The organism is Hyphococcus aureus (assembly GCF_042643165.1).
GTDB classification, from domain to species: domain Bacteria; phylum Pseudomonadota; class Alphaproteobacteria; order Caulobacterales; family Parvularculaceae; genus Hyphococcus; species Hyphococcus aureus.
In genome coordinates, this window is the sequence record NZ_JBHRSH010000002.1 from 263,734 (window position 1) to 286,431 (window position 22,698).

At 58.8% G+C, this 22,698-nt stretch carries 21 protein-coding genes and 3 tRNA genes; 8 read left to right on the forward strand and 16 right to left on the reverse strand.

Annotation, left to right across the window (positions count from 1 at the left end; genetic code table 11):
- Window position 1: 1 nt before the first annotated feature.
- Together ACFOOP_RS14335 and ACFOOP_RS14340 are read right to left on the reverse strand one after the other, a co-directional pair.
- A complete protein-coding gene (locus ACFOOP_RS14335; RefSeq protein WP_379881800.1) occupies window positions 2–1,150 on the reverse strand; it encodes a hybrid sensor histidine kinase/response regulator in 1,149 nt (382 codons plus the stop codon).
- Window positions 1,134–2,516 carry a sensor histidine kinase gene (locus tag ACFOOP_RS14340; protein ID WP_379881801.1) on the reverse strand — a complete coding sequence of 461 codons (1,383 nt, stop codon included), beginning with the start codon at window positions 2,514–2,516 and terminating at the stop codon, window positions 1,134–1,136. Before ACFOOP_RS14340 ends, ACFOOP_RS14335 begins: the two co-directional genes overlap by 17 nt.
- A gap of 220 nt (window positions 2,517–2,736) precedes the next feature.
- Here ACFOOP_RS14340 and recJ point away from each other — a divergent pair, with 220 nt between their 5' ends.
- The 5 genes from recJ to ACFOOP_RS14365 all read left to right on the forward strand — a co-directional run bounded on the left by recJ (window position 2,737) and on the right by ACFOOP_RS14365 (window position 7,280).
- Window positions 2,737–4,551 (forward strand): single-stranded-DNA-specific exonuclease RecJ, encoded by a 1,815-nt coding sequence (recJ, locus tag ACFOOP_RS14345; RefSeq protein ID WP_379881802.1) that lies wholly within the window; start codon window positions 2,737–2,739, stop codon window positions 4,549–4,551.
- Window positions 4,552–4,672: 121 nt separating this feature from the next.
- Window positions 4,673–4,747 (forward strand) — tRNA-Glu (locus tag ACFOOP_RS14350).
- A 153-nt stretch (window positions 4,748–4,900) separates the two neighbouring features.
- Window positions 4,901–5,353, forward strand: a complete 453-nt coding sequence (locus ACFOOP_RS14355) for a YbjN domain-containing protein (protein WP_379881803.1) — start codon at window positions 4,901–4,903, stop codon at window positions 5,351–5,353.
- A gap of 217 nt (window positions 5,354–5,570) precedes the next feature.
- Window positions 5,571–6,116: a cold-shock protein gene (locus ACFOOP_RS14360; RefSeq protein WP_379881804.1), complete on the forward strand. Its 546-nt coding sequence runs from the start codon at window positions 5,571–5,573 to the stop codon at window positions 6,114–6,116.
- Window positions 6,117–6,251: 135 nt separating this feature from the next.
- A complete protein-coding gene (locus tag ACFOOP_RS14365) occupies window positions 6,252–7,280 on the forward strand; it encodes a carbon-nitrogen hydrolase family protein (RefSeq protein ID WP_379881805.1) in 1,029 nt (342 codons plus the stop codon).
- A gap of 13 nt (window positions 7,281–7,293) precedes the next feature.
- Here the strand turns inward: ACFOOP_RS14365 and ACFOOP_RS14370 are convergent.
- The 11 genes from ACFOOP_RS14370 to mazG all read right to left on the reverse strand — a co-directional run bounded on the left by ACFOOP_RS14370 (window position 7,294) and on the right by mazG (window position 14,842).
- Window positions 7,294–7,370 (reverse strand) — tRNA-Arg (locus tag ACFOOP_RS14370).
- 64 nt (window positions 7,371–7,434) lie between these two features.
- Window positions 7,435–7,743, reverse strand: coding sequence for an ETC complex I subunit (locus ACFOOP_RS14375; protein ID WP_379881806.1), 309 nt, complete (start codon window positions 7,741–7,743; stop codon window positions 7,435–7,437).
- A 36-nt stretch (window positions 7,744–7,779) separates the two neighbouring features.
- Window positions 7,780–7,856, reverse strand: a tRNA-Pro gene (locus ACFOOP_RS14380).
- A gap of 64 nt (window positions 7,857–7,920) precedes the next feature.
- On the reverse strand, window positions 7,921–8,238 hold the full coding sequence (locus ACFOOP_RS14385) for a PEGA domain-containing protein (protein ID WP_379881807.1): 318 nt from the start codon (window positions 8,236–8,238) through the stop codon (window positions 7,921–7,923).
- 19 nt (window positions 8,239–8,257) lie between these two features.
- The gene (gene metC / locus ACFOOP_RS14390; protein ID WP_379881808.1) at window positions 8,258–9,421 is read right to left on the reverse strand and encodes a cystathionine beta-lyase; all 1,164 of its coding nucleotides are present in this window, start codon (window positions 9,419–9,421) and stop codon (window positions 8,258–8,260) included.
- Window positions 9,422–9,452: 31 nt separating this feature from the next.
- On the reverse strand, window positions 9,453–10,034 hold the full coding sequence (locus ACFOOP_RS14395) for a GNAT family N-acetyltransferase (protein ID WP_379881809.1): 582 nt from the start codon (window positions 10,032–10,034) through the stop codon (window positions 9,453–9,455).
- Window positions 9,991–10,845 (reverse strand): 3-mercaptopyruvate sulfurtransferase, encoded by an 855-nt coding sequence (gene sseA, locus ACFOOP_RS14400; protein ID WP_379881810.1) that lies wholly within the window; start codon window positions 10,843–10,845, stop codon window positions 9,991–9,993. The genes ACFOOP_RS14395 and sseA overlap by 44 nt, the downstream gene beginning before the upstream one ends.
- On the reverse strand, window positions 10,842–11,072 hold the full coding sequence (locus ACFOOP_RS14405) for a toxin-antitoxin system YwqK family antitoxin (protein WP_379881811.1): 231 nt from the start codon (window positions 11,070–11,072) through the stop codon (window positions 10,842–10,844). The genes sseA and ACFOOP_RS14405 overlap by 4 nt, the downstream gene beginning before the upstream one ends.
- Window positions 11,073–11,082: 10 nt before the next feature.
- Entirely contained in the window at window positions 11,083–12,096 is a 1,014-nt protein-coding gene (locus ACFOOP_RS14410) for a cysteine synthase A (protein ID WP_379881812.1), read from the reverse strand.
- 191 nt (window positions 12,097–12,287) lie between these two features.
- A complete protein-coding gene (locus ACFOOP_RS14415; RefSeq protein ID WP_379881813.1) occupies window positions 12,288–13,793 on the reverse strand; it encodes a PKD domain-containing protein in 1,506 nt (501 codons plus the stop codon).
- 206 nt (window positions 13,794–13,999) lie between these two features.
- Window positions 14,000–14,842, reverse strand: a complete 843-nt coding sequence (gene mazG / locus ACFOOP_RS14420; protein ID WP_379881814.1) for a nucleoside triphosphate pyrophosphohydrolase — start codon at window positions 14,840–14,842, stop codon at window positions 14,000–14,002.
- 177 nt (window positions 14,843–15,019) lie between these two features.
- Between mazG and ACFOOP_RS14425 the strand changes: the two genes are divergently transcribed.
- Window positions 15,020–15,946, forward strand: coding sequence for a branched-chain amino acid transaminase (locus ACFOOP_RS14425; RefSeq protein ID WP_379881815.1), 927 nt, complete (start codon window positions 15,020–15,022; stop codon window positions 15,944–15,946).
- A gap of 92 nt (window positions 15,947–16,038) precedes the next feature.
- Here ACFOOP_RS14425 and ACFOOP_RS14430 read toward each other — a convergent pair whose 3' ends face one another.
- The gene (locus ACFOOP_RS14430; RefSeq protein ID WP_379881816.1) at window positions 16,039–17,580 is read right to left on the reverse strand and encodes an alkaline phosphatase; all 1,542 of its coding nucleotides are present in this window, start codon (window positions 17,578–17,580) and stop codon (window positions 16,039–16,041) included.
- A gap of 193 nt (window positions 17,581–17,773) precedes the next feature.
- On the opposite strand from ACFOOP_RS14430, the gene ACFOOP_RS14435 reads away from it, so the two are divergent.
- Window positions 17,774–19,921: a penicillin acylase family protein gene (locus ACFOOP_RS14435; protein ID WP_379881817.1), complete on the forward strand. Its 2,148-nt coding sequence runs from the start codon at window positions 17,774–17,776 to the stop codon at window positions 19,919–19,921.
- A 94-nt stretch (window positions 19,922–20,015) separates the two neighbouring features.
- Window positions 20,016–20,531, forward strand: a complete 516-nt coding sequence (locus ACFOOP_RS14440; protein WP_379881818.1) for a hypothetical protein — start codon at window positions 20,016–20,018, stop codon at window positions 20,529–20,531.
- On the opposite strand, the gene ACFOOP_RS14445 is transcribed toward ACFOOP_RS14440, so the two are convergent.
- Both ACFOOP_RS14445 and ACFOOP_RS14450 read right to left on the reverse strand, forming a co-directional pair.
- Window positions 20,521–21,027, reverse strand: coding sequence for a nuclear transport factor 2 family protein (locus ACFOOP_RS14445; RefSeq protein ID WP_379881819.1), 507 nt, complete (start codon window positions 21,025–21,027; stop codon window positions 20,521–20,523). The genes ACFOOP_RS14440 and ACFOOP_RS14445 overlap by 11 nt on opposite strands.
- Before the next feature lie 673 nt (window positions 21,028–21,700).
- On the reverse strand, window positions 21,701–22,627 hold the full coding sequence (locus tag ACFOOP_RS14450) for a haloalkane dehalogenase (RefSeq protein WP_379881820.1): 927 nt from the start codon (window positions 22,625–22,627) through the stop codon (window positions 21,701–21,703).
- Window positions 22,628–22,698: the final 71 nt, after the last annotated feature.

The following is a 22,698-nucleotide window of genomic DNA, read 5'->3' on the forward strand; positions in this document are numbered from 1 at the left end:
ATTACGCGACCGCCGTCGCTGCCTCCGCAACCGGACGCTTGAAGATCAGCGTCGCGGTGATGCCGCCGCCGACTCCGCCGGAAATTGAAAAGGATGCGCCATTGGCCTCGGCGACGGAATTGACCAGCGCCAGACCAAGCCCGAGCCCTTCATGTTCGCGGGATGTGGAGCTGTCCGCTTGCTGGAACGGCTTGCCCATGCGGTCGAGCAGGGCGGGCGGCGCGCCTTTGCCGGTGTCAGCGATGCGGACGGCGACGCGTTGCTGATCGCATTTGATCAGAATGCTCACATGACCGCCCTCGACATTGAACTTGACCGCGTTTGAAAGAAGTTCGCGGATCGCCATGCTGGCTTCTTCATGCTTGGCGATGATGTCGGCTTTCAGCCGCAAGGAGTCGATCGAAACCGTGACGCCTTTGTGGCGGGCCGTCTTGCGTATCTTTTCCACCTCTGCATTGACGACGCCCACAATATCAGACGTTTCGTCAACACTGCCTCCACGCTGAGAGGCCAGGCGTGTGAATTCAAGGATGCGGTCAAGGACGTTCAGCACCTGTTCGCCGCTGCCGCGAATATGTTTGACGAACTCGACGGCGTTGTCGGTTTCTGTGAGACCGTTTTCCTGCTCCAGAAGACGCGCAAACCCGACAATATGGTTGAGCGGCGTTCTGAGTTCATGATTCATGACGGAGAGAAACGCATCGCGTGCATGATCGGCGCTGTCGACGGCCGGGGGCAGCGCTTCCTCGATAACGTTGTCTGCGCTCTGAAAAGCATATTCATCAAGCGCCTGCCGCAGCGCCGCTTTAAGCTCGTCATTATCGCATGGTTTGCGGAAAAACCGCATCACGCCGCCTTCATTGACGGCGGCGATGGCGGTGTCCTGATCGGAGTTGCCGGTCAGCATGAGACGGCGGATCGAAGGCGCGCGGGTTTTGACGGCTCTCAACAACTCGATGCCGTTCATGACGGGCATCTGCATGTCGGCGACAATGACGGCGATGTCCGGGTCTTTGTCGATCATCTCCAGCGCTTCGGGGCCCCCATTGGCGGTGACGATATTGAAATCAAGCGACAGCCTACGGCGCAGCGCTGCAATCAGTTTTGGTTCGTCATCGACTAGAAGGACTTTTTTATGCTGCGATGTCATTATTAGGCTCCCTGATAGAGTCTTTAAGTGCGCTCTTGAGCGGCAGTTCAATAAGGAAAGTGGTGGCGAAGCCGGCTTTGTCGACAAGACTGAGTTTGCCGCCGTGACTCTTCACTATGCAGTCCTTGGCGAGGGCGAGACCCTGTCCGGTGCCTTTGCCCACAGGCTTGGTCGTGAAGAACGGGTCGAAGATTTTTTGCTTTAGCGCTTCCGGCACGCCGCAACCGGTGTCGCTGAGATAGATCGCAATATGATCGCCATCGCTGCGGGTTTCGATCTCTATGGAGCCGCGGCCTTTATTCGCTTCGTCAACGGCGTCGATGGCGTTGATGACGAGGTTGAGGATCACCTGCTGCACCTGGCCCTTGCGGCATCTTACGCGCGGCAGGGCGGGATCGAGTTTGGTCTCCACATCGGCGGTGTGTTTGCGGCGATTTTTGCAGATGGCGAGGACATTGGTGATAATCGCATTGACATCGACTTCGTCCTTGTCATCCGTGCCGGGATGAGCGAATTCCTTCATCAGGATGACGATGTCGCGCACCTGTTTAATGCCTTCCCGAGATTCTTTCAGCGCCGCGGTGATCTCGGCGATAAGGTCTGTCAGGCTGACCTGTTGATTGAACTCATCGACCTTTGCGACTTCCGCAGGGCAACAACCGGCTTCTGCCGCCGCCACTCTTAAGGCGTCATAGCGTTTATAACTCTTCCAGATGCCGGTCAGGCCCTCTTCAAGATAATCGAGATTGTCGCCGATAAACTGAATCGGCGTGTTGATCTCATGAGCAATGCCAGCCGATAGCGCGCCGATGGCTTCGAGACGGCGGGCTTCATCAACCTGGTTTTCGATCTCTTTGCGCTTTTCTTCAGCGCTGACGCGCTGGGTAATGTCGTGAAAGAAGACGAGATAGCGAATGTTCTCGCCGATAGGGCCGACATAGCCGCGAATATCCACCGGAAAGCTGTCGCCATTGTGACGGCAGGCGCGACGGTTATCGATGAAGAAGGGACCAGGACGGCGGCGTTTCAACTCAGCGCTGAGGCCGGGCAGGAAATCATCAATCGTGCGTTTCTTCAGCGCGCGCTCATTTTGTCCGAGATGGCGCTGCGCGGCGGCGTTGCCGCCATGAATTTTGAAATCCTCAAAGCAGGTGATGATCATGTCCGGCGCCACATCCATGATCTCGGACAGAAGCGTGTAAACGGATTTGAACATGTTGGACGCCGTTTCGAGCTCGGCGGACTTGTCTTCAAGCTCGTCCGCCTGTTGCGCGAGAAGCTCCTCAACGGCTTTACGGCGGGCTTTCTCGCGCTCGACGATGCGGGCGAGTGATTGCATTTCCTCGAGCAGTGTGGCGTCGTTCATATCTATAGAAACCCAACCGATCAGCGCCCGTAGCGCGCCGCCACAGTTGCCTTGCTAACTATTAACAACCAGAAGTTGATGATCTACTTAAGACTGAAGGGATCAAGGTTAGCGGAACCTTACTGTCCGGAGCCCTGCGGGCGGCTTGGATCGGGCCGTTTTCCAGCCTCGGGATAAGTTTCTTCGCCGGAAGGCCCCGAATCACCAAAAGCATGCGCTCATGACCGTCAATTCAGCCGCAAGGCCAGTTCCGTCCCTTGGCGCCGCCATGCCGCTCATTGAGCTGCCGGCGATGGGGTCGCCTGCGTCCGGGCGGCGCTGGCGCCTGCGCGAAGCGGACGCCGCCGTCGCCGAGGCGATCGCCGCATCGGGCCGCGACCCAGTGCTCGCCCGGATTCTCGCCGCGCGCGGTGTCGGCGCCGATGATGTTGAGCGCTATCTCGTCCCATCTTTGCGTGAGGAGATGCCCGATCCGTTTGTCCTCAAGGATATGGACCGCGCAGCGGAGCGGCTCACGCGAGCGATCCTTGATGGGGAGACGATTGGCGTTTTCGGAGATTACGACGTGGACGGAACGACAGCGTCGGCGATTTTGAAACTCTATTTCGATGCTGTCGGGGCCAGCTCCCTGATTTATCTGCCCGACCGGATCATGGAAGGTTACGGCCCGAGCGCGGAGGCGTTCCGCTCCCTTCAACGCGACGGCGCAAACCTTATCGTGACCGTTGATTGCGGCGCGGCGGCGCATGAGCCGATCGAGGAGGCTGCGCGCGACGGCGTTGATATTGTTGTGTTCGATCATCATCAGATGAGCGGGCCGCCGCCTTCCGGCGCCGCTGCTGTGGTCAACCCTAACCGGCCCGATGACATGTCGGGATTAGGCAATCTTTCCGCCGCAGGAGTCGCGTTCATGGGCGCGGTTGCGCTCAACCGCGCTTTGAGAGAGGCGGGCTATTTCAAGGACCGCAGCGAACCGAACCTCATGAACCTCCTCGATCTTGCGGCGCTAGGGCTGGTTTGCGACGTCATGGCGATTACGGGACTGACGCGCGTGATGGTGGCGCAAGGGCTGAAGGTGCTCGGCGGCGCAGGCAATCCGGGGCTGAAAGCGCTGGGCGCGAGGGCGGGCGTCAAGGGGCCGCCTTCGACCTATCATCTCGGATTTTTGATTGGCCCACGGATCAATGCGGCTGGCCGCATTGGCCACGCCCGGCTCGCTTTTGAACTGATGACAACGCCCGATGCGGCGCGGCGTTCTGCACTGGCTGAAAAGCTTCATATTCTCAACGCCGAAAGGCAGGAAATTGAGGCGGAGGTGCAGGCGGCGGCGCAGCGCGAAATCGAAGTCCATCAGCGCCACGCCGATGATGTGATCGTCACGGCGGGAGAGGGATGGCATCCCGGCGTAATCGGCATCGTCGCAGGACGCCTGAAAGAACTTTACGATCGACCGGTCGTTGTGATCGGCGTTAAAGAAGGCGCCGGCAAAGGCTCTGGTCGTTCGATCACCGGCGTCGATCTGGGCGCGGCGGTGAGCGCGGCGCGTGAAGATGGCGTGCTGACGTCTGGCGGCGGTCACGCCATGGCGGCGGGGCTTTCCATCGAAGCGAGCCGGATTAGCGAGTTCCGGCGGATCATGAATGACCGTCTCGCCCGTGCGGTGACGCTGGCGCGCACCAACCGGACCTATGAGATCGACGCCATTGTGGCGCCCTCTGCGGTCTCGAAAAGCTTTGCGGATCTGACCGGCGCGGCAGGGCCATATGGGCCGGGCAATCCGGAGCCGACCTTCGCCTTGCTCGATTGCCGCGCGGAATATCTCAAAACTGTGGGAAAGGGGCATTTGTCCCTGACGCTTGTGAACGCCACAGGCGAATCAGCGCGCGCAATCGCCTTCCGGGCTGAAGGTGAGGCGTTGGGGGAAATCCTCTCTTCGGGCCAGCGGTTCCATGTAGCGGGAAAAATCCGGGCCGATGACTGGCGCGGCGGGGACGCCGGACAACTTCAGATCGCCGACGCTGCGCCGGCGCTTTGAGCGCCATGATTTCGGCCGCCGCCAGCCCCGAAAACTTTTGCATGAGGCCCGCTGATAGGGCTTGCAAGGGGCGGGCGAGGCGCCTATACAGCCCGCTCGCCGAGTGATGGCGCATATGCGTGGGCCCTTCGTCTATCGGTTAGGACGTCAGGTTTTCAACCTGAAAAGAGGGGTTCGACTCCCCTAGGGCCTACCATTTCTTCCTCGAAATGACCGGATTTTCTGCTTTTTGCGCGCCAGCCCGCCATCAGGGCGTCGGACGGGCATGCGGGAGAACAACATTGATTTAAGACCCTTTTTGGCGTCTATTAAGCTTCGTTAATCGCGTTCGGACAAAGGGGTTAGGTCCATGAGGGGTATTCTCGCTATTGCAGCGCTGGTGTTTGTCGCCGTAGCGCCGATTTCACCGGCTTTCGCAGCCAAGCTCTCCAAGTCCGAAATTGAGGAGGTTTTGACCTCACAAGGCTATGCGGTGCAGGACGTGGGGCCGAACACCCTGTTTGTCCGCGTCGCCGATTACGATATCCGCATCGACATTCAAGGCCCGGACGGCGATATCTCCTACCGCACCTGGCTCTTTGAAGTGGACGGAAAAGATGTCAGCTATAAAGTCCTCAATCAGTTCAATAATGACGTGAAATTTGGCCGCGTCTATGTTGATGAAGATGGCGATCTGACCCTGCAAATGGATCGCAATGGCGCTGGCGGGGCTTCACTCCAGAATATCGAATCCGATTTCGACGTGTTCCTGATGCTTATCAGTTCCTTCATGGATCACCTCGAATCACAGGTTGTGGCGTAAACGGACGATTTTCTGTTTCGCCCCTTGCGTCTGGGCTTTTTTACATTTCGTAATGTTATCTAATAACCCGCTTGTGCAACTGCACCGCGAAAAATTCCGCACGGCTAACTAAAATAGTGCATTTTTTGCACGAAGGGATTAGTGTTTTCGTGCGGGTGGATTATAGTTAACAAGAAAAACAAACGGCTTAGTGCGCGACAGGGGTACCAAGAACATCATGGACGAGCGGTTTGATGAACCTCGTGACGACGATAATTCGTCCAACGACGATGAAGAGCGTTTTACGATCAAGGGCGTCGTAAAATGGTTCGATCCGGCGAAAGGCTATGGCTTCATCATTACGGATGATGCTGAAGGCGATATTCTAATCCATTCATCCTGTTTGAAAGCCGCAGGGCTGACAACGGCGCGTGAAGGATCGACGGTCGAATGCGAAGTCGTTCGGCGGGCGAAAGGCCTGCAGGCGGCGAAGCTTTTGAACATCGATGAAACGACAGCGGCGGCGTTGCCGACGATGGCGCCAATTGAATCGCAAACGCCTGCGGGTGATTTCGTCCGTGCACAGGTGAAATGGTTCAATCGCGCTAAGGGCTTTGGTTTTCTGACGCGCGGTGAAGGCACGGAAGACATCTTCGTGCATATGGAAACGCTGCGCCGCTCGGGACTTGGCGAGTTGCAACAAGGCGCTCGCGTGCAAGTCTCGTTCGCCGCCGGGTCTAAGGGCCTCCTCGCCATTGACGTTCGTCCGGATCAGGAAAACTGAGACCTTTCTCTCTCCAGACAATTTAATAAGGCGTCATGAGCTGTGCTTTTTAGTGCAGCTCGCGGTGATCTGTTGAATTTGCGCGGAGCCCCATAAAGCAACATACTTGGTGCGTTGTGACTGAAAGGATATGGCGTGGGTGATGTTTATCCAAAACTGAAAGTCGCGGCGTTGCATGTTGCATCGCCTTTTCTGGATCGTGACGCATGCGTTGAAAAGTGCTGCCGGCTGATCGGCGAGGCGGCGGCGCAAGGCGCGCAACTCATCGTTTTTCCCGAAACCTTCATTCCTGGCTATCCATTCTGGATTTGGACGCATACGCCTGCGACAGGCGGCGAGTTCTTTTTTGAGCTTTTCGCAAACAGCGTGGAAGTCGGAAGCGACGCGACCCGCGCCATCGGCGAGGCGGCGCGCAAGGCAGGCGCTTATGTTGTTGTCGGCATTTCCGAACGTGACGGCGGCACACTCTACAACACCATGCTTTATTTCGACGACAATGGGGACATTGTCGGCCGTCACCGCAAATTGCAGCCGACCTGTGTTGAACGCACCGTATGGGGGCGCGGCGACGGGTCGGGCTTGCGCGTTATCGAAACGCCTTTCGGCAAGCTCGGTGGTCTCATCTGCTGGGAGCACTCGATGGATCTTGCGCGTTATGCGCTGACCAGTCAGGGCGAACAGATTCATATCGCCATGTGGCCGGCGGGTTCGGCGCTCAGCCATGATCCAAGTTCGGGCGTTTTTGATGACCTGTCGGAAGCTGCGGCGCGCCATCATGCGGCGGCGGGACAATGTTTCGTCATCAATGTTCAGTCACGCATCGACAAGGCGACGCTTGAGCGGCTCGGTTTTACCGACCAGCCCGAGATGATGCGCGAAGGCGGCGGTTGGAGCGCAATCGTCGGACCCTTCGGCAATATTATCGAAGGCCCGCATCGTGACGACGAAAAGATGCTTGTTGCGGAGATCGATCTCGCTGACATCGCCAAATTCAAATATGTCTCAGATTCCGCGGGACATTATGCGCGGCCGGATGTGTTGCGCTTGGCTGTCGATTATCGCGCGAAACCCATCTCAATGCCGTTCGAAGACGGACCGGAATTGCCCGGCGCTGAGACGGCCTGGCCGTTGCGCGGCGATTATGGGAAGACTGACGGCGAGTAAACGGCAAACGTCATGGCGACCCCGGCAGGATTCGAACCTGCGACCATCGGCTTAGAAGGCCGGTGCTCTATCCAGCTGAGCTACGGGGCCGAAACCTGACTTTTGCGGCCGTTTCTGGCCGGGCCGAGTTATAATCTGAATTCGCCGGAAAGCGCTAATGCGTCCAAGGCTTGCGGCGGCGGAAGGAAAAATTGTCCGAATAGGCTTTGGGTTGCGCCTTTGGTTCGTGCTCGGGATCTAGCCGGAAGGGCAGTCCGTGGCGTTCGGCGTAGGAGACGGCTTCTTCACGCGTATCAAAGGTCAATCGCACCTGACCGGAGGCGGTTTCGTCGACGCTGGTCCAGCCCATGAGCGGATCGACACGTCTCGCCGTCTCGGCCTCGAACTCCAGAAGCCATCGGTCGGTTTTGGCCTTGCCGGACTGCATGGCGGTTTTCGACGGTTTGTAGATGCGTGCAAACATGAGGTTTTCCGCTTTTATTCCATCATTCCGGCCGAATGGTCGGGGCGGCAAGATTCGAACTTGCGACCCTCTGGTCCCAAACCAGATGCGCTACCAGGCTGCGCTACGCCCCGACAAGCGGCTCAGAACGGCTCTGATCCTTCATCTCGGCTCAGATGTAAAGGGTTTTAGCGGGTTCTAATCAAGATCAGGCAAGGCCGTTGTGTCCACGTCCTCGCTGGCGGCCGCAAGCTCAAGGGGGATGGTCACCTCCCGCCCGCTGGGGCTGAGGACGAATGTCTTGGCGACGAAGCCGGCCTTGGCGATCCGCGCGGGTTTCGGTCCGTCGAGGCGAACCGAGCAGGGGGTCTCGCACTCGCCAACGCCTTCGATGGTGACCAGCGCGCCTTGCGGATCGGTATTGACGAGCAGGGTCGATGAGCCGCCGCCCATGGTGACGCAGCCGCCAAGGTAGGAAAGGCCGAGCAGGGATAAGGACGCCGCCAGTTTACGCATGTGAACTCCCTCCGGGCGGTTATTTTTGCGCCGCCGCCAGCGCCATGAAAGCGCGTTCCAGATCGATTTTCAAATCTTCTATGTCTTCAAGCCCGGCATGGAAGCGGATCACCGGCCCTGCCTCGCTCCATTCGGTGGCGCTGCGGTATTGTTCCGGCTTCACATGAAGCACGAGGCTTTCATAGCCGCCCCAGGAAAAACCGATCCCGAACAGCTTGAAGGCGTTGAAGAAAGCTTTCAGTGCGGGCATGGGCGTTGGTTTCAGGACGACCCCGAACAGCCCCGAGGCGCCGGTTAAGTCACGCTTCCAGACATTGTGGCCCGGAAAGCCTTTCTGAGCAGGGTGCAGAATGCGCTCCACCGCGTCCTGTTTTCTCAACCACTTGATGATCTCATTTGCGTTTTCTTGATGGCGTTCCAGACGCGCCGACAAGGTGCGCATGCCGCGCAGCGCCAGATAGGCGTCGTCCGCCGACACATTCGAGCCTAGCTGCAAGAGCGCATAGAAAATTTTCTGCGCTGTCTGTTCATCAGCGGAAGTGAGGGTTCCGACGAGGGCGTCGGCGTGACCGACGAGATATTTCGTCGCCGCCTGCAGGGAGACATCGGCGCCCAGCGCGATCGGTTTGCAGAAATATCCCGCCCCCCATGTGTTGTCGACGATCAGCTTGGCGGCGCCCGCATGAGCCGCGCGCGCGAGCGCTGGAAGATCCTGCACTTCGAAAGTGAGCGAGCCGGGCGATTCCGCAAAGATCACTTTGGTGTTGGGGCGCATGAGCGCGGCGATTTCCTCCTCGCCCGCAAGAGGATCGTAAAACGTCGTCTCAACCCCGAAGCGTTTCAGAAACCGATCGCAGAATTTGCGCGTCGGATCATAGGCCGTGTCGGTCATCAGGACATGGTCCCCCGCCGCCACAAAAGCGAGCAGCGCGGCGGTACAGGCCTGTAGCCCTGACGGCGCGAGGCGCGTTTCAAAGCCGCCTTCAAGGGCGGTGACCGCCTCTTCCAGCGCGCGATGAGTGGGGGTGCCGAGCCGCCCATAGGTGATCGTCTTCGCACCTTCGAGATAGTCGTCATAGGTCGGGAAGAGATAGGTGGAGGCGCGCTCCACCGGTGTGTTGACAGGGTGGGCCGGGCGCTGATGCGGGCGGCCAGCAACGGTAAGCTTTGTATTGTCTTTCATGGGTTTTTTCTAACGCAGATCACGGTCTGGTTTAAGCGCCGCCGCCGGAATTTTTCAGTTTCAGGCGTTCGACGACACCGCTGCGCCGGTCGGTCACGGCGAATCCGAATTTCTGATAAAGCGGAAGGGCGGCCGGGTGATCGAGAGAGCAGGTCTCTAGCCGCAACACTTGCGGCTCGCGCGACCAGGCGAGGTCAAGCACATTCGTCAGGAAAAACCGGCCAAGCCCGCATCCCACCTGATCCGGGGACAGGCCGAAAAATTTCAGCTCATGGATGTCGGTTTTGCGCGCGTCGATCTCTGCCATGCCGGCTGGCGCGCCGTCCACATAAAGAACATAGAGATAGACGTCCGGGTCATGGATAAGCGCCGTGAGTTCCTTATCGTTCATTTTCCGCCGGCTGATCCAGTTCCAGGGCGCGCCGACAAGATCATAGAGATAGCGGTAGAAATGAAGCGGCGGATTTTCCACGCGCATCAGCGCGGTTTTGCGAGTCGGCGCTGGCGGCCGGGGAAGATTTGGACGCGCCGACTGTTCCAGATAGGTGATGGTCACCTCGATCCGGTCGTCAGTCGTCGGCGTCAGTGACAACGGGGAATAAATCGTTGTCATGTGTCTCCTCTCCCCATTCGCTCCATGACCCGTCATAGAGCGCGTGTGACCGTGAGCCGGTCAACTCTAACGCCAGGGAGAGTACCGCAGCTGTGACGCCTGATCCACAGCTTGTTATGACCGGGGTTTCGGCGGCGATTCCGGCATGCGTAAAAACAGCCGACAGGTCTCCGGCCGGTTTAAGGGCGTCGCCGTCGAGCAGGCTCAAAAACGGCACATTCCGGGCGCCCGGCATATGGCCTGCGCGGACGCCTGGCCGCGGGTCCGGGGCGTTGCCGGCGAAACGCTCCGCCGATCGGGCGTCGATGACGGTTCTGGCGCCGGAAAGGGCGTCACGCACGGCCTTTGCGTCGGCGACTAGCGCGACTTGCGGGCGCGGCGTGTAAACCGCCTGTTTCGGAACAGGTTTTTCAGCCGTCACAGGACGGCCCTCGGCGAGCCAGCGCGGCAGGCCGCCCTCAAGCACTGCAACCTGTTCGTGCCCCATGGCGCGGAAGGTCCACCACACCCGGGCGGCGGAGAATAATCCCTTTTCATCATAGACAACGATGCGGTCGTCAGTTGAAACGCCAAGAGCGCCGACCGCATGTGCAAATTCTTCCGGCGAAGGCAGCATGTGGGGCAGGTGCGTTTGCGCATCGGCGATGGCGTCGATGTCGAAAAAGACGGCGCCCGGAATATGCTGCGCGTTGTAATTATCGATGGCCGCGCCCTGACCCGGCATGCGCCATGATCCGTCGATGATTTTCACATCCGTATCGCCGAGATGATCAGCGAGCCATTGAGTAGAAACGAGGGGGCCGAAGGTCATTTCTGCATTTTCGGTTTTATCTGCGTCACTTTATAGACGTCGCCATTCTTGTCATAAGTTGTCCATTCGCCGGTCTGCTCGCCTTTGGTGAAATGGCCGGAGCGCAGCTTGATTCCGTCCTTGCGGAACCATTCCCAATACCCTTCGGGAGCATCCTCAACAGTCTGGCCGGTCGCCCACAGACTGCCATCCTTGTGGTGTTGCGTGAATTTTTTTGATCTCGCCATGCGCCGGAGTTTAGCGCAACCACCCCGGAGTCGGGAGCCCCTTTTCTTGCAGGAAGGCCGGGTTGTAGAGCTTGGAGGCGTAACGGTGCCCGTAATCGCAAAGGATCGTCGCCACTGTATGGCCGGGGCCAAGTTCCTTTGCGAGCTTGATGGCGCCGCAAATATTGATGCCTGATGATCCGCCGAGGCACAGGCCTTCTTCGGTCACTAGGTTGAACAAGACATTCAGCATGTCGGAATCGTCGATGCGATAGGCGTCGTCGATGGGCGCGTCTTCCAGATTTGCCGTGATGCGGCCTTGCCCGATGCCTTCGGTGATGGAGCCGCCTTCGGTTTCGTCCTTGCCGTATTTGATCAGTGAAAAGATTTTCGACCCGCCCGGATCGCTCGCGACGGTCCGGACATTTTTGTTGCGGTCTTTGAGCGCCATGGAAACGCCGGCGAGGGTGCCGCCGGTGCCGACAGCGCAAGTAAATCCGTCGACCTTACCGCCGGTCTGCTCCCAGATTTCGGGCCCGGTTGTTTGTGCGTGAAAATCGCGGTTCGCCACATTGTCGAACTGGTTCGCCCAGACGGCGCCATTGGGCTCGCTCTGCGCCAGTTCCTCGGCGAGGCGGCGCGAATAATGTACATAGTTGTTCGGATTGGCGTAGGGGACGGCGTCCACTTCGATCAACTCGGCGCCGTGAAGGCGCAGCGCGATCTTTTTCTCCTCGCTCTGGGTGCGGGGGATGACGATCTTGGTTTTATAACCGAGCGCCGCGCCGACAATGGTGAGGCCAATGCCGGTATTGCCAGCGGTGCCCTCAACAATGACGCCGCCGGGTTTTAACGCACCGCGCTTTTCTGCGTCACGAATGATGCCCAGCGCCGCGCGATCCTTCACCGACTGGCCGGGGTTCAAAAACTCCGCCTTGCCGAGGATGGTGCAACCGGTTTCTTCCGAGGCGCGCTTGAGTTTGATGATCGGCGTATCGCCGATGAGATCGAGCATGGTTTTGGGCGTGTTTTGAGAGGCGGTCATGTCTTGGGCGAACTCCGGCGGGGGGCAACTATATGGTCTGGCTTCTATAGATCAGGTTCTGTGCAAAATGCCCGGTCCTCGCGGGAGTTTGAAGGCAGTATTTCTAACAACAGCAGGAGATATATTTCCCCTAACAAAAAAGGCGACCCACAAGGAGCCGCCTTTTTCATTAGAGACCGGGGTTTGCAGGCTTAGGGCTGCAACGCTGTGCGCGCCTGATCGAGACAGCGATAGATTTCGAGCTGGGCGCCGCATTCCTCGACCCAGTCGCGGCTAACGCCGTTTCCGTCGGCGACGCCGTTGACGAAGCAGCCGTCGGCGCGTTTCAGCGTGAACTCGATCCGCTCGACTGCCTTTTCATAGTCGGGCCGCTGCACGGCTTTCGCCGCCGCGCCGAGATAATTGAGTAGCGCTTTTTGATTGCCTTTGGTCTTGACCGCGCTCTCGGGGAGGTCGGCGATCAGATCGGCGGCGCAGGCGATTTTCATGCTGGCGAAATCGCTGCGCGTCAGCACGGTGATTTCCGCCGTGTCGGGATCGCTCGGTCCGAGATTGTCGGAGACGACCAGCGACACGCCATAAAGACCGGCGCGATCTGGAATAAGGTTCGGCGAAACGCTGTTCGTATTCGCCAGCACGGCGTTGCTGCCCGCCGGAACATTATCGAGCGACCATGCGTAGTTGAGCGCCATGCCTTCGGGGTCGGAACTGCCCGAACCGTCAAGCACGATGACGTCGTTAACAAGCCCGACGCGGTTAGGTCCGGCATCGGCGGTCGGCGCGAGATTGGCGGTTGAAACCGTAACCTCATCGGCTGGGCTCGCCTGTCCGATGGAGTCGGTGACCACCAGCGAGGCTGTATAGGTTCCCGCCGCATCGGCGACGAAGCTCGGCATGGCTGTGCTGGCGCCGGTCAGCGCCCCGGCGCTTCCCGCGGGCTTGCCGGTCAGTTGCCACGCATACTGAAGATCGCCCGACGCTGTGTTGTCGTCAAACGACGCGGAGCCGTCGAGCGTTACGGTCTCGCCCAGCATACGTACGGACTGATCGTCGCCGGCGTTTGCGGTCGGCGCCATATCGGCTGGGCCTTCGAAGGTGACCCGGTCGATAATGAGACCTAGCGATTCAACTGAAGATATAAAGATGGAGTTGATATTCGGCGCGCCGACATCGATGCCGAAAAAGTTGTTGGAGATGTTGTCGATTCCTGCAGGGTCGGCAATTCGACGTTCTTCAAGCACTTGGCCGTTGGCGTCTCGCGCCTGAATGATGATGGTACCCGCCGAGCCCGTAGTATCGACATAGGCGCCAGCACGGATCGCATTGACAGGTAGAATGAACTCAAGGCCGGTCAATGCACCAGTCTGCGGGGTGGTGAATGTGTTGGTGCAAATCGCCGCGGTGCCATCTGGAAACGCGCCCGCGCCGTAAGATATGCCGTAGCAACCCGAAGGCGTTTGATTAGCAAGTTCCTGGATGCCGGTCGTGAAGCCCGAAGGCACGAGCGTCACACCGGAAGCGAAGGTGATGTTCTGACTCTGCACCCGCACCCCCGGCTGACCAGCCGGAACGAAATTCTCGAAACTTTCAAATTGCTCGTTCGGCCCGAACGCGTCGAGGCCGACAGGCGCCGCCATGGCAAGCGCTGGCGCGAGCGCGAAGCTTGCTGCGATTGCAGCAAGATAATTGCTTTTCATTATTTTGAACCCTTCCCAGTCAATACAAACAGGCTGAAGTCACGCGAGTTTTCGCGCGCCTTGATTGATCAAAATGTTGATTTTTCTCCCCAGCCCCTTCGCTGACAATGCGGGATGCCGCCCGCCGTTACAAGCATTATTGGCCTTCGGCGCTGCAATCGCAGGTTTGTTGACGCAAGATGCGCGCTATGCGCGCAGGGCAGGGATTATTTCCCGCGCGTTTTGTCTATCGCCTTTGCTTCGTCCCAAACAGCCTCCATCTCATCTAGGCTCGCATCGGCGAGGCTTTCGCCGCGATCTGAAAACGTCTTTTCGATATGTCGGAAGCGGCGGATAAATTTTTCATTGGCGCGGCGCAGCGCGCTTTCAGGATCGATATCGAGATGGCGTGAGAGATTGGCGAGGACGAACAACAGATCGCCGAACTCTTCTTCGATGTGGTCTTTGTCGCCGCTGTCCATGGCTTCGTTTAGTTCTTCTGTTTCTTCCGCGATCTTGTCGAGCACCGAGCGGGCGTTCGGCCAGTCAAAGCCGACGCGGCCCGCGCGCTTTTGCAATTTCACCGCGCGCGTCAGGCCCGGAAGTCCCGCCGGGACGTCATCGAGCAATCCGTCCTTACCTTTGGCTTTTCGTTCTTCGACTTTCTGGACTTCCCAAGCATCGGTCTGTTCTTGCGCCGACCGCATGTCCACATCGCCGAAGACATGGGGGTGGCGGCGGATCATTTTATCGGCGATTTCCTGAGCGACATCGCCAAAGGTAAAGAGACCTTCTTCCTTGGCCATCTGCGCATGAAACACGGACTGGAACAGAAGGTCGCCAAGCTCTTCTTTCAGGCCCTTCATGTCGCCGCGCTCGATCGCGTCGGCGACCTCATAGGCTTCCTCAATCGTGTAGGGGGCGATGGTGCGGAAATCCTGTTCCAGATCCCACGGGCATCCGCCCTCCGGCGAGCGCAGCCGCGCCATAACCTCCAGCAAAGCATCGATCTTGCTGGCGTCGTCCGACGGTGCGGCATTTGCGGAAGCGGGAGGCGGCGCGTCAGTCATGGGGCTGGCCTTTGGCGAATTGTGCTCTGAAATTCGAGGCTTAAAGCGAAATTCCCTCCGTGACCACCGCTCCGGGCGAGGATCGCCCCTGACTTGCTTTTGGGGCGGCCCTTTGTCATTCAGTATGGGCGCAAGCAATTGAGTTTGCGGGAAAAGAAGAGAGAAGGAACGACCCTCATGCCTATCCAGGAAGCCAAATATATCTGGCGCAACGGTAAAATGATCCCCTGGGCCGAGGCGACAACCCACGTAATGACCCACGGTCTCCACTACGGGACTTCGGTGTTCGAAGGGATGCGCGCCTACAACACAAAGCATAAGGGTGTGGTGGTGTTCCGGAACCGCGAACATATTGAGCGCCTGTTCTTTTCGGCGCGCGTCTATCGCATCGACATCACCAAATACTCCGTCGACGAGATCATGCAGGTCTGCAAGGACGTCGTGCGCGAGAATGATCTCGACAGCGCCTATATCCGCCCCATCGCCTATCTTGGCTATGGCGAAATGGGTCCGGCGTCGTTCGATGCGCCGTCGGAACTGGCGATTGCGGCGTTCCCCTGGGGCGCCTATCTCGGCGACGAAGGATTGAAAAACGGCATCGATGTTGCGTTCTCAAGCTGGCGACGCAATGCGCCGGGCACGACGCCGTCAGGCGTCAAGGCGGGCGGCAACTATCTGTCGAGCCGCCTTGTCTCACAGGAAGCCAAGCTCTCCGGTTTCGCCGAAGGGTTGGGTCTTGCCCATGACGGCACCGTGTCCGAAGGCGCGGGCGAAAACATTTTCGTCGTGCTCAATGGCAAGATCTATACGCCGACGACGGCGTCATCGATCCTGTCGGGCATCACCCGCGACACGGTGATGACGCTGGCGAGAAAAGCCGGCTACGAAGTCATTGAGCAATCAATCCCCCGGGAAATGCTCTATGCGGCGGATGAAGTGTTCCTGACGGGCACGGCCGCCGAGATTACGCCGGTGCGCTCCATCGACCGCTTGGCCGTAGGCAAGGGCAATCGTCCGGCCACGTCGCAAATTCAGGACATGTTCTTCGGCCTGTTCTCCGGTGAGACCAAGGACGAATGGGGCTGGCTCGATCCGGTGGCGTGAGAGGCAACTTAAGTTAGCTAACAACAAAGACGGATGCGCAATAACGCATCCGCTTTTTCTTTTCTTCCCTCCAGGCAGGGGAAGGAATTTCCCTAATCCGCCGTCTGCGGATCGAGCCGCAGCGCGTCCATCATCACATGGAAGATGTAGTTCTGCTCGACGACGCCGCTGAAAAGATAGGCGTCGGGGCCTGAGGCGTAGATTGTCACGTCTTGGCCGCCATGGGTTTCCGAGCCCGTGGGCACGAGAGAGGGCTGCAAGTAATCGACGCCGGCGACGGTCGCCTCATCGCCGATGGGGCGCTCCGCATGGTCGATACCTTCATGATACACCGATCCCGGACCATTGGCGTAGCCGAGCGTTGTGTAGGGTTTGTCGTCTTCGGCGAGCATGAGCTTGCTCTCTCCTTCGTCGCTGACATAGCGCACCAGGCCGAGAATGTTGTTGCCCTTACCCGGATAGCCGGCAAAGGTCAGCGTGTGGCCATGATCGGCGGTGACGATGATCAGCGTATCGTTCTCATTGGTCATTTCACGCGCGGCTGCGACCGCTTGCGAATATTCCTGCGCGTCTTTCAGCGCGCGGGCGGCGTTGCCGCCATGATGGGCGTGATCGACGCGGCCGGCTTCGACCATCAGCACAAAGCCTTTATCGTTGCGCGACAGCACGTCGATGGCCTTTCGCGTCATCTCTTCGAGTGAGGGCTCTCCCGCAGCGTCGTTTTCGCGGTCGGCTTCATATTCCAGATGCGAACTTTCAAACAGGCCCAGAACCCGTGGGTCTGTCGCCGGGTCGATCGCGTCGAACTGCGCTTTATTCCAGACGAATTCGTGCTTGTCTGATTTTGCAACCCATTCGGCGGTCAGATTGCGGCCATCCTTGCGCCAGCCCGTGCGCTCGTCATCTTCCGGATCCTGCGCGTCTTGGGGGAGAAAGTTGCCGCGCCCGCCGCCCATGGCGAAGTCGACGCCGTCGCCATAGGAGAAGTCGATCAACTGGCTTGCGATGTCGCGGCAGCCCATCTCATAGACCCCCTCGGGGAGTGCGGCGTCGCTTTCCCAGTCACGGTCGGGAACATGAGCATAGGTCGCCGCCGGCGTAGCGTGGGTCAGGCGCGCGGTTGAGATGACGCCTGTGGACAGTCCAGCTTGCTCGGCGATCTCGACAAAGGTTGGGGCGTGTGCCGAAAGACTCGCCGCGCAATCGCTGCGTGGAACTTCCTTTTTTACTGAAATATGGCCGACGCGGGTTTTGTAACCGGTCGCCATGGCGCTCATCGTGCCGGCGGAGTCCGGAACCTGCATATCGGTGTTGTAGGTTTTCGACATGGCGAGGTTAGGGAAGCGTTCGAAAGAGAGCAAGTTTTCCTCGCCTTCCTCACCGCGGGACTGGCCGTCGTAAATCCGCGCGACGGCGACGGTGGTCGGGTCCATGCCGTCGGCGATGAAGAGGATGACATTCTTCGCCTTGCCTTTGACAGGCGTGACTGTCTTGCGCTGCGCCAGCGTCGTCTGCGCGCCGTCGAACCACGCATCCCCGGTCTGCGCTGCGTTGGGCGCCGCATTCGTAGTGAGGGGGCTGCTCGCACAGGCGGCGAGGCTGGCGCTCATCAACAGCGAAGCAAAAAATCTCATAAGTTCTGGTCCTTTTCGGGGTTGCGCAACACTACCTGCACCAGCTGCGCCACAAATTGATGACACTGAGCGGCGCTATGTTTTCACGCATGGCGGCAGGCGCTGTGACTGCTTTATAGGCTGGTTCCTGTGCGGAAAACCATGGCAATATCGCCGCGGCGTGGGTTGGAGCGATGATGAGGAAGCTAGACGCATGGCATTGAAAATTCTTCGATTTAGTACGCTTGCCTTGCTCGCTGTGCTGGCCGCCGCCGCGCTCTGGCTCAAAACCCCCGGACCCGCCGCTTTTGACGCCGGCGCGGCGCTGGAGGCTGGCGGCGCCTATAAGGCGCGCATACTGCGTGACGCTTATGGCGTGCCCCACATTTACGCCGCGCGCGACGCGGATGTCGCCTTCGGGCTCGCATACGCCCATGCAGAGGATGACTGGGAAACCATAGAAGAGGTCGTTCTTTTTTCGCGCGGCGATCTTGCGCGCCGGGATGGCAAGGACGCAGCGGTGACGGACTATCTGATCCGCGCTATGGGATCGGCGGAGGCGATTGCAGAAAAATATGAAACTGACCTTTCGGCGCGAACCCGCGCTGTCGCAGAGGGCTACGCCGCCGGGATCAATTTCTATTGCGCCGAGGATAGGGCGCGCTGCGCGCGCGATGCGTTGCCCGTGACGGCGCAGGATGTGGTTGCGGGCTTCGCCTCGCGCCAGCCGTTTTTCTATGGTCTCGAAGAGCAACTGAAAACGATCTTCGAAGGCGACGTGAAAATCGAAAACCGCGCGGATGCGGCGCGCGAAGCTTTTCTCAATATTCCGAATGGATTTGAAATCGGCTCCAACGCCATGGCGGTCGCGCCGATACGCTCGGCTGACGGCCACACGCGGCTGATGGTGAACTCGCACCAGCCCTATACGGGCCCGGTCGCATGGTATGAAGCGCGGGTGAAGTCGCAGGAAGGCTGGGACATGATTGGCGGGATTTTTCCGGGCGCGCCGGTGATCCTGCATGGCGCCGGACCCGATCTCGGCTGGGCCTTCACGGTCAACAAACCCGATCTCGTAGACATCTACACGCTTGAGGTCGACAAGCCCAAAAAGCCCTCGCAATACCGCTTTGACGGCGGCTGGCGCGATTTTGACGTCAGGAAAATCAGGTTCCGCGTTCACTTATGGGGGCCGTTCAGCCTGCCGGTGACGCGGCGGGCGCTATACTCTGTTCACGGACCGGTTTTTCAGACCGATAATGGCGTATTTGCCGTCTCCTATGCGGGGCAGGGCGATATTCGCGCGCTGGAGCAATATTACCGGATGAACCGGGCGGAGAGCTACGCCGACTGGCGCGCGGCGATGGAAATGCTGGCGCTGCCCAGTCTCAACGCCGTCTATGCTGATGGCGACGGGGTGATCGCCTATTATTATAACGCCGCCATACCGATCCGCGCAGAAGGTCCCGACTGGTCCAGGGCGCAGGACGGGTCTGACCCGGCGCTGGTCTGGCAGGGAACGCGCACACTAAACGATGTCCCGCAAGTAGTGATGCCGCGGTCGGGTTATGTCGTGAACGCCAACCACACGCCGTTTCAATCGTCGGGCGCTGAAGACAATCCCGATCCGGCGAACTTTCCGGCGGCTTACGGCGTCGATACGCGCACCACAAATCGCGGCCTGAGGATACAGTCATTGTATGGCGCGGATACTTCCATCACCGGGGACGAGTTCGTTTCCTACAAGCTCGATCACATCTACGCGCAGGAGTCGCGGGTGATGGAGCTTGTGAAGGCGCTGGCGCAAACAAGCGCGGAGGATTTGCAGGAAGAAGCGGCGGTGTTGGCGGCGTGGGATGGCGCTGTGACAAAAGATAATCGCTCGGCGGCGCTCGCGATCCTCACAGCGCAGAAGGCGCGGGGCTATCTCCTAAATGACGAAGGCGCGGAAACGCCTGACTATGAGGCGGCGCTGCGCGAAGTGTCGTCGGAGTTGGAAGCGCTGTTCGGCCGCGTCGATCCGGAATGGGGCGAGGCGGTGCGGTTGAAAAGGGGTGAGATGTCCCTGCCGTTGAATGGCGGGCCGGACACCTTGCGCGCCGTCTATCCGCAAGACGATGGCGGCGGCGCCATGAAATCCGTCGGCGGCGACACCTATATTCTTTATGCGGACTGGTCCGGCGCACGCGATGTCGAGATCAGGACCATTCACCAGTTCGGCGCGGCGACGCTCGATAAAACTTCGGCCCATTACGCCGACCAGGCGCCGGTTTTTGCTGCGGAAGAATGGAAATCCCCGCCGATGGATCTGCCATCACTCATCGCCGAAGCGACACGCGATTACACCGTGGGCGGGGAGTAGACGCCGTCAGTTCCCGGAGGCAAGCTGGCGCTGACGATCATGACGGCAAGAAAACACCTTGCAGATCGGCCCCGCTTCTTTAGAGCCATGTTCCATGACCAATCCCATTGAACTGCGCGCCGATTGCACCCGATGCGCGGCCCTGTGTTGCATGGCGCCCTCCTTTGATAAGTCGCCTTCCTTCGGTTTCGACAAGCCGCCGGAAACCCCATGTTCGAATCTGGACGGGGAAGGGCGCTGCGTGATCCACGCAGACCTTGCAAGCAAGGGGTTCCCTGGTTGCGTCGCCTATGACTGTCATGGCGCGGGGCAGCGCGTGACACAGGAGATTTTTGGCGGACGAAGCTGGCTGGCCGAACCGCAGCTTAAACCGCCCATGACGCGCGCCTTCATGGTGATGCGCCGTATCCACGAGCTTCTCTCCATGCTGACTGCTGCGCAGGCCTTGCCGCTCGATGACGGTGAGCGGCAAGGCCTGAACGCGTTGCAAAACAGGCTGCAGCCTTCGAACGGTTGGAGTGAAGAGTTACTGTCAACCGCGCCGATTGACGATCTTGCGGCGCAAATACATGCGTTCCTGCGGTCGCTGAAGCGACATGTTAGTCCGTAAACGTTTCTACGTTCCCGGCGTAATCATATAGATCGAGATGCTTTATGACCTTGCCGTCTTTGACGGTGATTGCGGTGACGATAGGCGCCGTCCCGGTGTAATGCTTGTCTTCATTCGTCATCAGGTCGTAGGTGAGCTGCGCGACGAAAACCACAACGCCATTGCTTTCGTAGCGGCGCTCAACATCATAAGCGACGCTGAATGATTTATATTGAGCGGCGTAATCTCCGAGACCTTTCAGGACCGCGTCCTTGCCTTCAAACACGAATGAGCCGCCGTCGGCGTTTTCGGTGGTGGAGGTTGGGTCGTAGAAGACCATGTCATCGCTGAGGAACGGCGCCATGCTGTCGACATTGAATGTCGAATAGGCGGCGAGATAGTCTTCTGCGACGCTGACAATCGCATCGGACTTGATTGGTTCTTTGGCTGTTTCTTCGGCGGCGAGCGGCGTCGCCAAGAGCGCCAGCGCTGCGAATGCGAATTTTAGTTTCATCATGGGTTTTGCTCTCCCTATTTGCAACGCGCAGCACAGCGACACGCACAGGTCAGAGGCAACTCACAAAACCGTCAGGTCAGACAAACCGACTGAAACATGCGGCGAGCCGATTTATTGTGACCGTCAACCTGTTTGGAGTTTTTTCAAGCGGCTGTAAAACCAGCCAATTGTTAGCGGGAGAAAATACATCCCGATAAAGGTGGGCATTACTCGTCCTTCATAACCCACAGGTTTTCGACATTCTAATTCAGTCAGCAAGTCGCTGGTTCGCCAAATCAATGTTAGATATAAAAGAAAATAGGGGAAGACGATGAGATCGGCTGCTTCGTTAGATTTTATAGTGTTGAATCCAAAAATATCCAACAGCAAACCGGCTATTGAAACTGAGACGAGAGAAAAAAACACGATATTGCAGCGGCCTATTCTATGACGCGACTTTGGTCCCGCATGAGGCGCAAGGTATGTATATAGTAAGAACGGCCATACCGCATAAAATAAAGAAAACAGGAGAGTGCTTAGTGCAGCGATTACGTTCGGTGTTGGTGCCGACGTTGCAAATACATATAGTGATCCCGCAAGGCCCAAAACATAAATTAGTACAACCGGCAAAGGCCGAAAGTACCAAGGAATTTGCGACGAAAGCCCCTCCATGCTTGCTTATATAGGCATGGACTTAGCCGATGCCAAACTCCTTGAGCGCCGCCTTCGCAATGGGCTCGCCCCACTCCTGAACGAAGTGGCCGCCATCTGCGATTTCCATGGGCGCGGGGCAGCCTTTGATCATTTTGCGCAGCGCCTTCATCGCCGGCGGACCTAATACCGGGTCCTGCATCCCGACCGCCATGAAGCTATCGCCGGTCCAGTCCTGAGACCAGAATTTGCGCGCGGCGAGGGAGGTTTCAACGCCTTCCTTGGATGCAGGCGTCAGCTCCTTACCTTGTTCCTTTAACATGACGAGTTCGGGAAAGCGCCGCACGCCGCCTTTGTAGGATTGATCAGGGAAAGGCGCGCCATAGGCGGCGGCTTCGGCATCGGAAAGAACCGGCGTCGCGCGTTTCATCAATGCCGCGACATCGAGATCGGGTTGCGAGCGGTTAAAGGCGCGCCACGCCGCAAAGCCTTCCGGCGCTTCCTCGCCGCCGGGGAGACCCGTATTCATCACGATCAGGCGCGTATAGCGCTCGGGCGCCGCCATGGGGAGCGTCAGGCCGAGCACGCCGCCCCAGTCCTGCACGACGAGACACACATTTTTGAGGTCGAGCCTTTCCACAAAAGCGAGCAGCGCATCGCGGTGAAAGTGATAGGTGTAGACCTCATCATCCACCGGCTTGTCGGAGCGGCCAAAGCCGAACATGTCCACCGCGACCGCCCTGTGTCCGGCGCCCGCGAACACCGGCATCATCTTGCGGAAGAGATAGGCCCAGGACGGCTCGCCATGGATGCACAGGAAGGTGACCTCCGCGTCCGCCGGCCCCTCATCCACATAATGCATGCGCAGGCCCTCATAGCCCGGCAAGTCCTCCACATAGCGCGGGGCGTAGGGCCAGCCGGGAAGGTCGTTAAATCGCTCGTCAGGGGTGCGTAACGCCTTGATCGCCATGAAATTTCCTCTCCGGTTGTTTTCTTCTGGGGCGGCGCGGCTATAGTCGCGCGCGAAGCAGGACCCAGCAA

What these genes read in the sequence shown, in the direction of transcription:
- ACFOOP_RS14335 (WP_379881800.1), bottom strand. Translation starts at nt 1,150, where the DNA reads ATGACATCGCAGCATAAAAAAGTCCTTCTAGTCGATGACGAACCAAAA.
- ACFOOP_RS14340 (WP_379881801.1), bottom strand. Translation starts at nt 2,516, where the DNA reads ATGAACGACGCCACACTGCTCGAGGAAATGCAATCACTCGCCCGCATC.
- recJ (WP_379881802.1), top strand. Translation starts at nt 2,737, where the DNA reads ATGACCGTCAATTCAGCCGCAAGGCCAGTTCCGTCCCTTGGCGCCGCC.
- ACFOOP_RS14355 (WP_379881803.1), top strand. Translation starts at nt 4,901, where the DNA reads ATGAGGGGTATTCTCGCTATTGCAGCGCTGGTGTTTGTCGCCGTAGCG.
- ACFOOP_RS14360 (WP_379881804.1), top strand. Translation starts at nt 5,571, where the DNA reads ATGGACGAGCGGTTTGATGAACCTCGTGACGACGATAATTCGTCCAAC.
- ACFOOP_RS14375 (WP_379881806.1), bottom strand. Translation starts at nt 7,743, where the DNA reads ATGTTTGCACGCATCTACAAACCGTCGAAAACCGCCATGCAGTCCGGC.
- ACFOOP_RS14385 (WP_379881807.1), bottom strand. Translation starts at nt 8,238, where the DNA reads ATGCGTAAACTGGCGGCGTCCTTATCCCTGCTCGGCCTTTCCTACCTT.
- metC (WP_379881808.1), bottom strand. Translation starts at nt 9,421, where the DNA reads ATGAAAGACAATACAAAGCTTACCGTTGCTGGCCGCCCGCATCAGCGC.
- ACFOOP_RS14395 (WP_379881809.1), bottom strand. Translation starts at nt 10,034, where the DNA reads ATGACAACGATTTATTCCCCGTTGTCACTGACGCCGACGACTGACGAC.
- sseA (WP_379881810.1), bottom strand. Translation starts at nt 10,845, where the DNA reads ATGACCTTCGGCCCCCTCGTTTCTACTCAATGGCTCGCTGATCATCTC.
- ACFOOP_RS14405 (WP_379881811.1), bottom strand. Translation starts at nt 11,072, where the DNA reads ATGGCGAGATCAAAAAAATTCACGCAACACCACAAGGATGGCAGTCTG.
- ACFOOP_RS14410 (WP_379881812.1), bottom strand. Translation starts at nt 12,096, where the DNA reads ATGACCGCCTCTCAAAACACGCCCAAAACCATGCTCGATCTCATCGGC.
- ACFOOP_RS14415 (WP_379881813.1), bottom strand. Translation starts at nt 13,793, where the DNA reads ATGAAAAGCAATTATCTTGCTGCAATCGCAGCAAGCTTCGCGCTCGCG.
- mazG (WP_379881814.1), bottom strand. Translation starts at nt 14,842, where the DNA reads ATGACTGACGCGCCGCCTCCCGCTTCCGCAAATGCCGCACCGTCGGAC.
- ACFOOP_RS14425 (WP_379881815.1), top strand. Translation starts at nt 15,020, where the DNA reads ATGCCTATCCAGGAAGCCAAATATATCTGGCGCAACGGTAAAATGATC.
- ACFOOP_RS14430 (WP_379881816.1), bottom strand. Translation starts at nt 17,580, where the DNA reads ATGAGATTTTTTGCTTCGCTGTTGATGAGCGCCAGCCTCGCCGCCTGT.
- ACFOOP_RS14435 (WP_379881817.1), top strand. Translation starts at nt 17,774, where the DNA reads ATGGCATTGAAAATTCTTCGATTTAGTACGCTTGCCTTGCTCGCTGTG.
- ACFOOP_RS14440 (WP_379881818.1), top strand. Translation starts at nt 20,016, where the DNA reads ATGACCAATCCCATTGAACTGCGCGCCGATTGCACCCGATGCGCGGCC.
- ACFOOP_RS14445 (WP_379881819.1), bottom strand. Translation starts at nt 21,027, where the DNA reads ATGATGAAACTAAAATTCGCATTCGCAGCGCTGGCGCTCTTGGCGACG.
- ACFOOP_RS14450 (WP_379881820.1), bottom strand. Translation starts at nt 22,627, where the DNA reads ATGGCGATCAAGGCGTTACGCACCCCTGACGAGCGATTTAACGACCTT.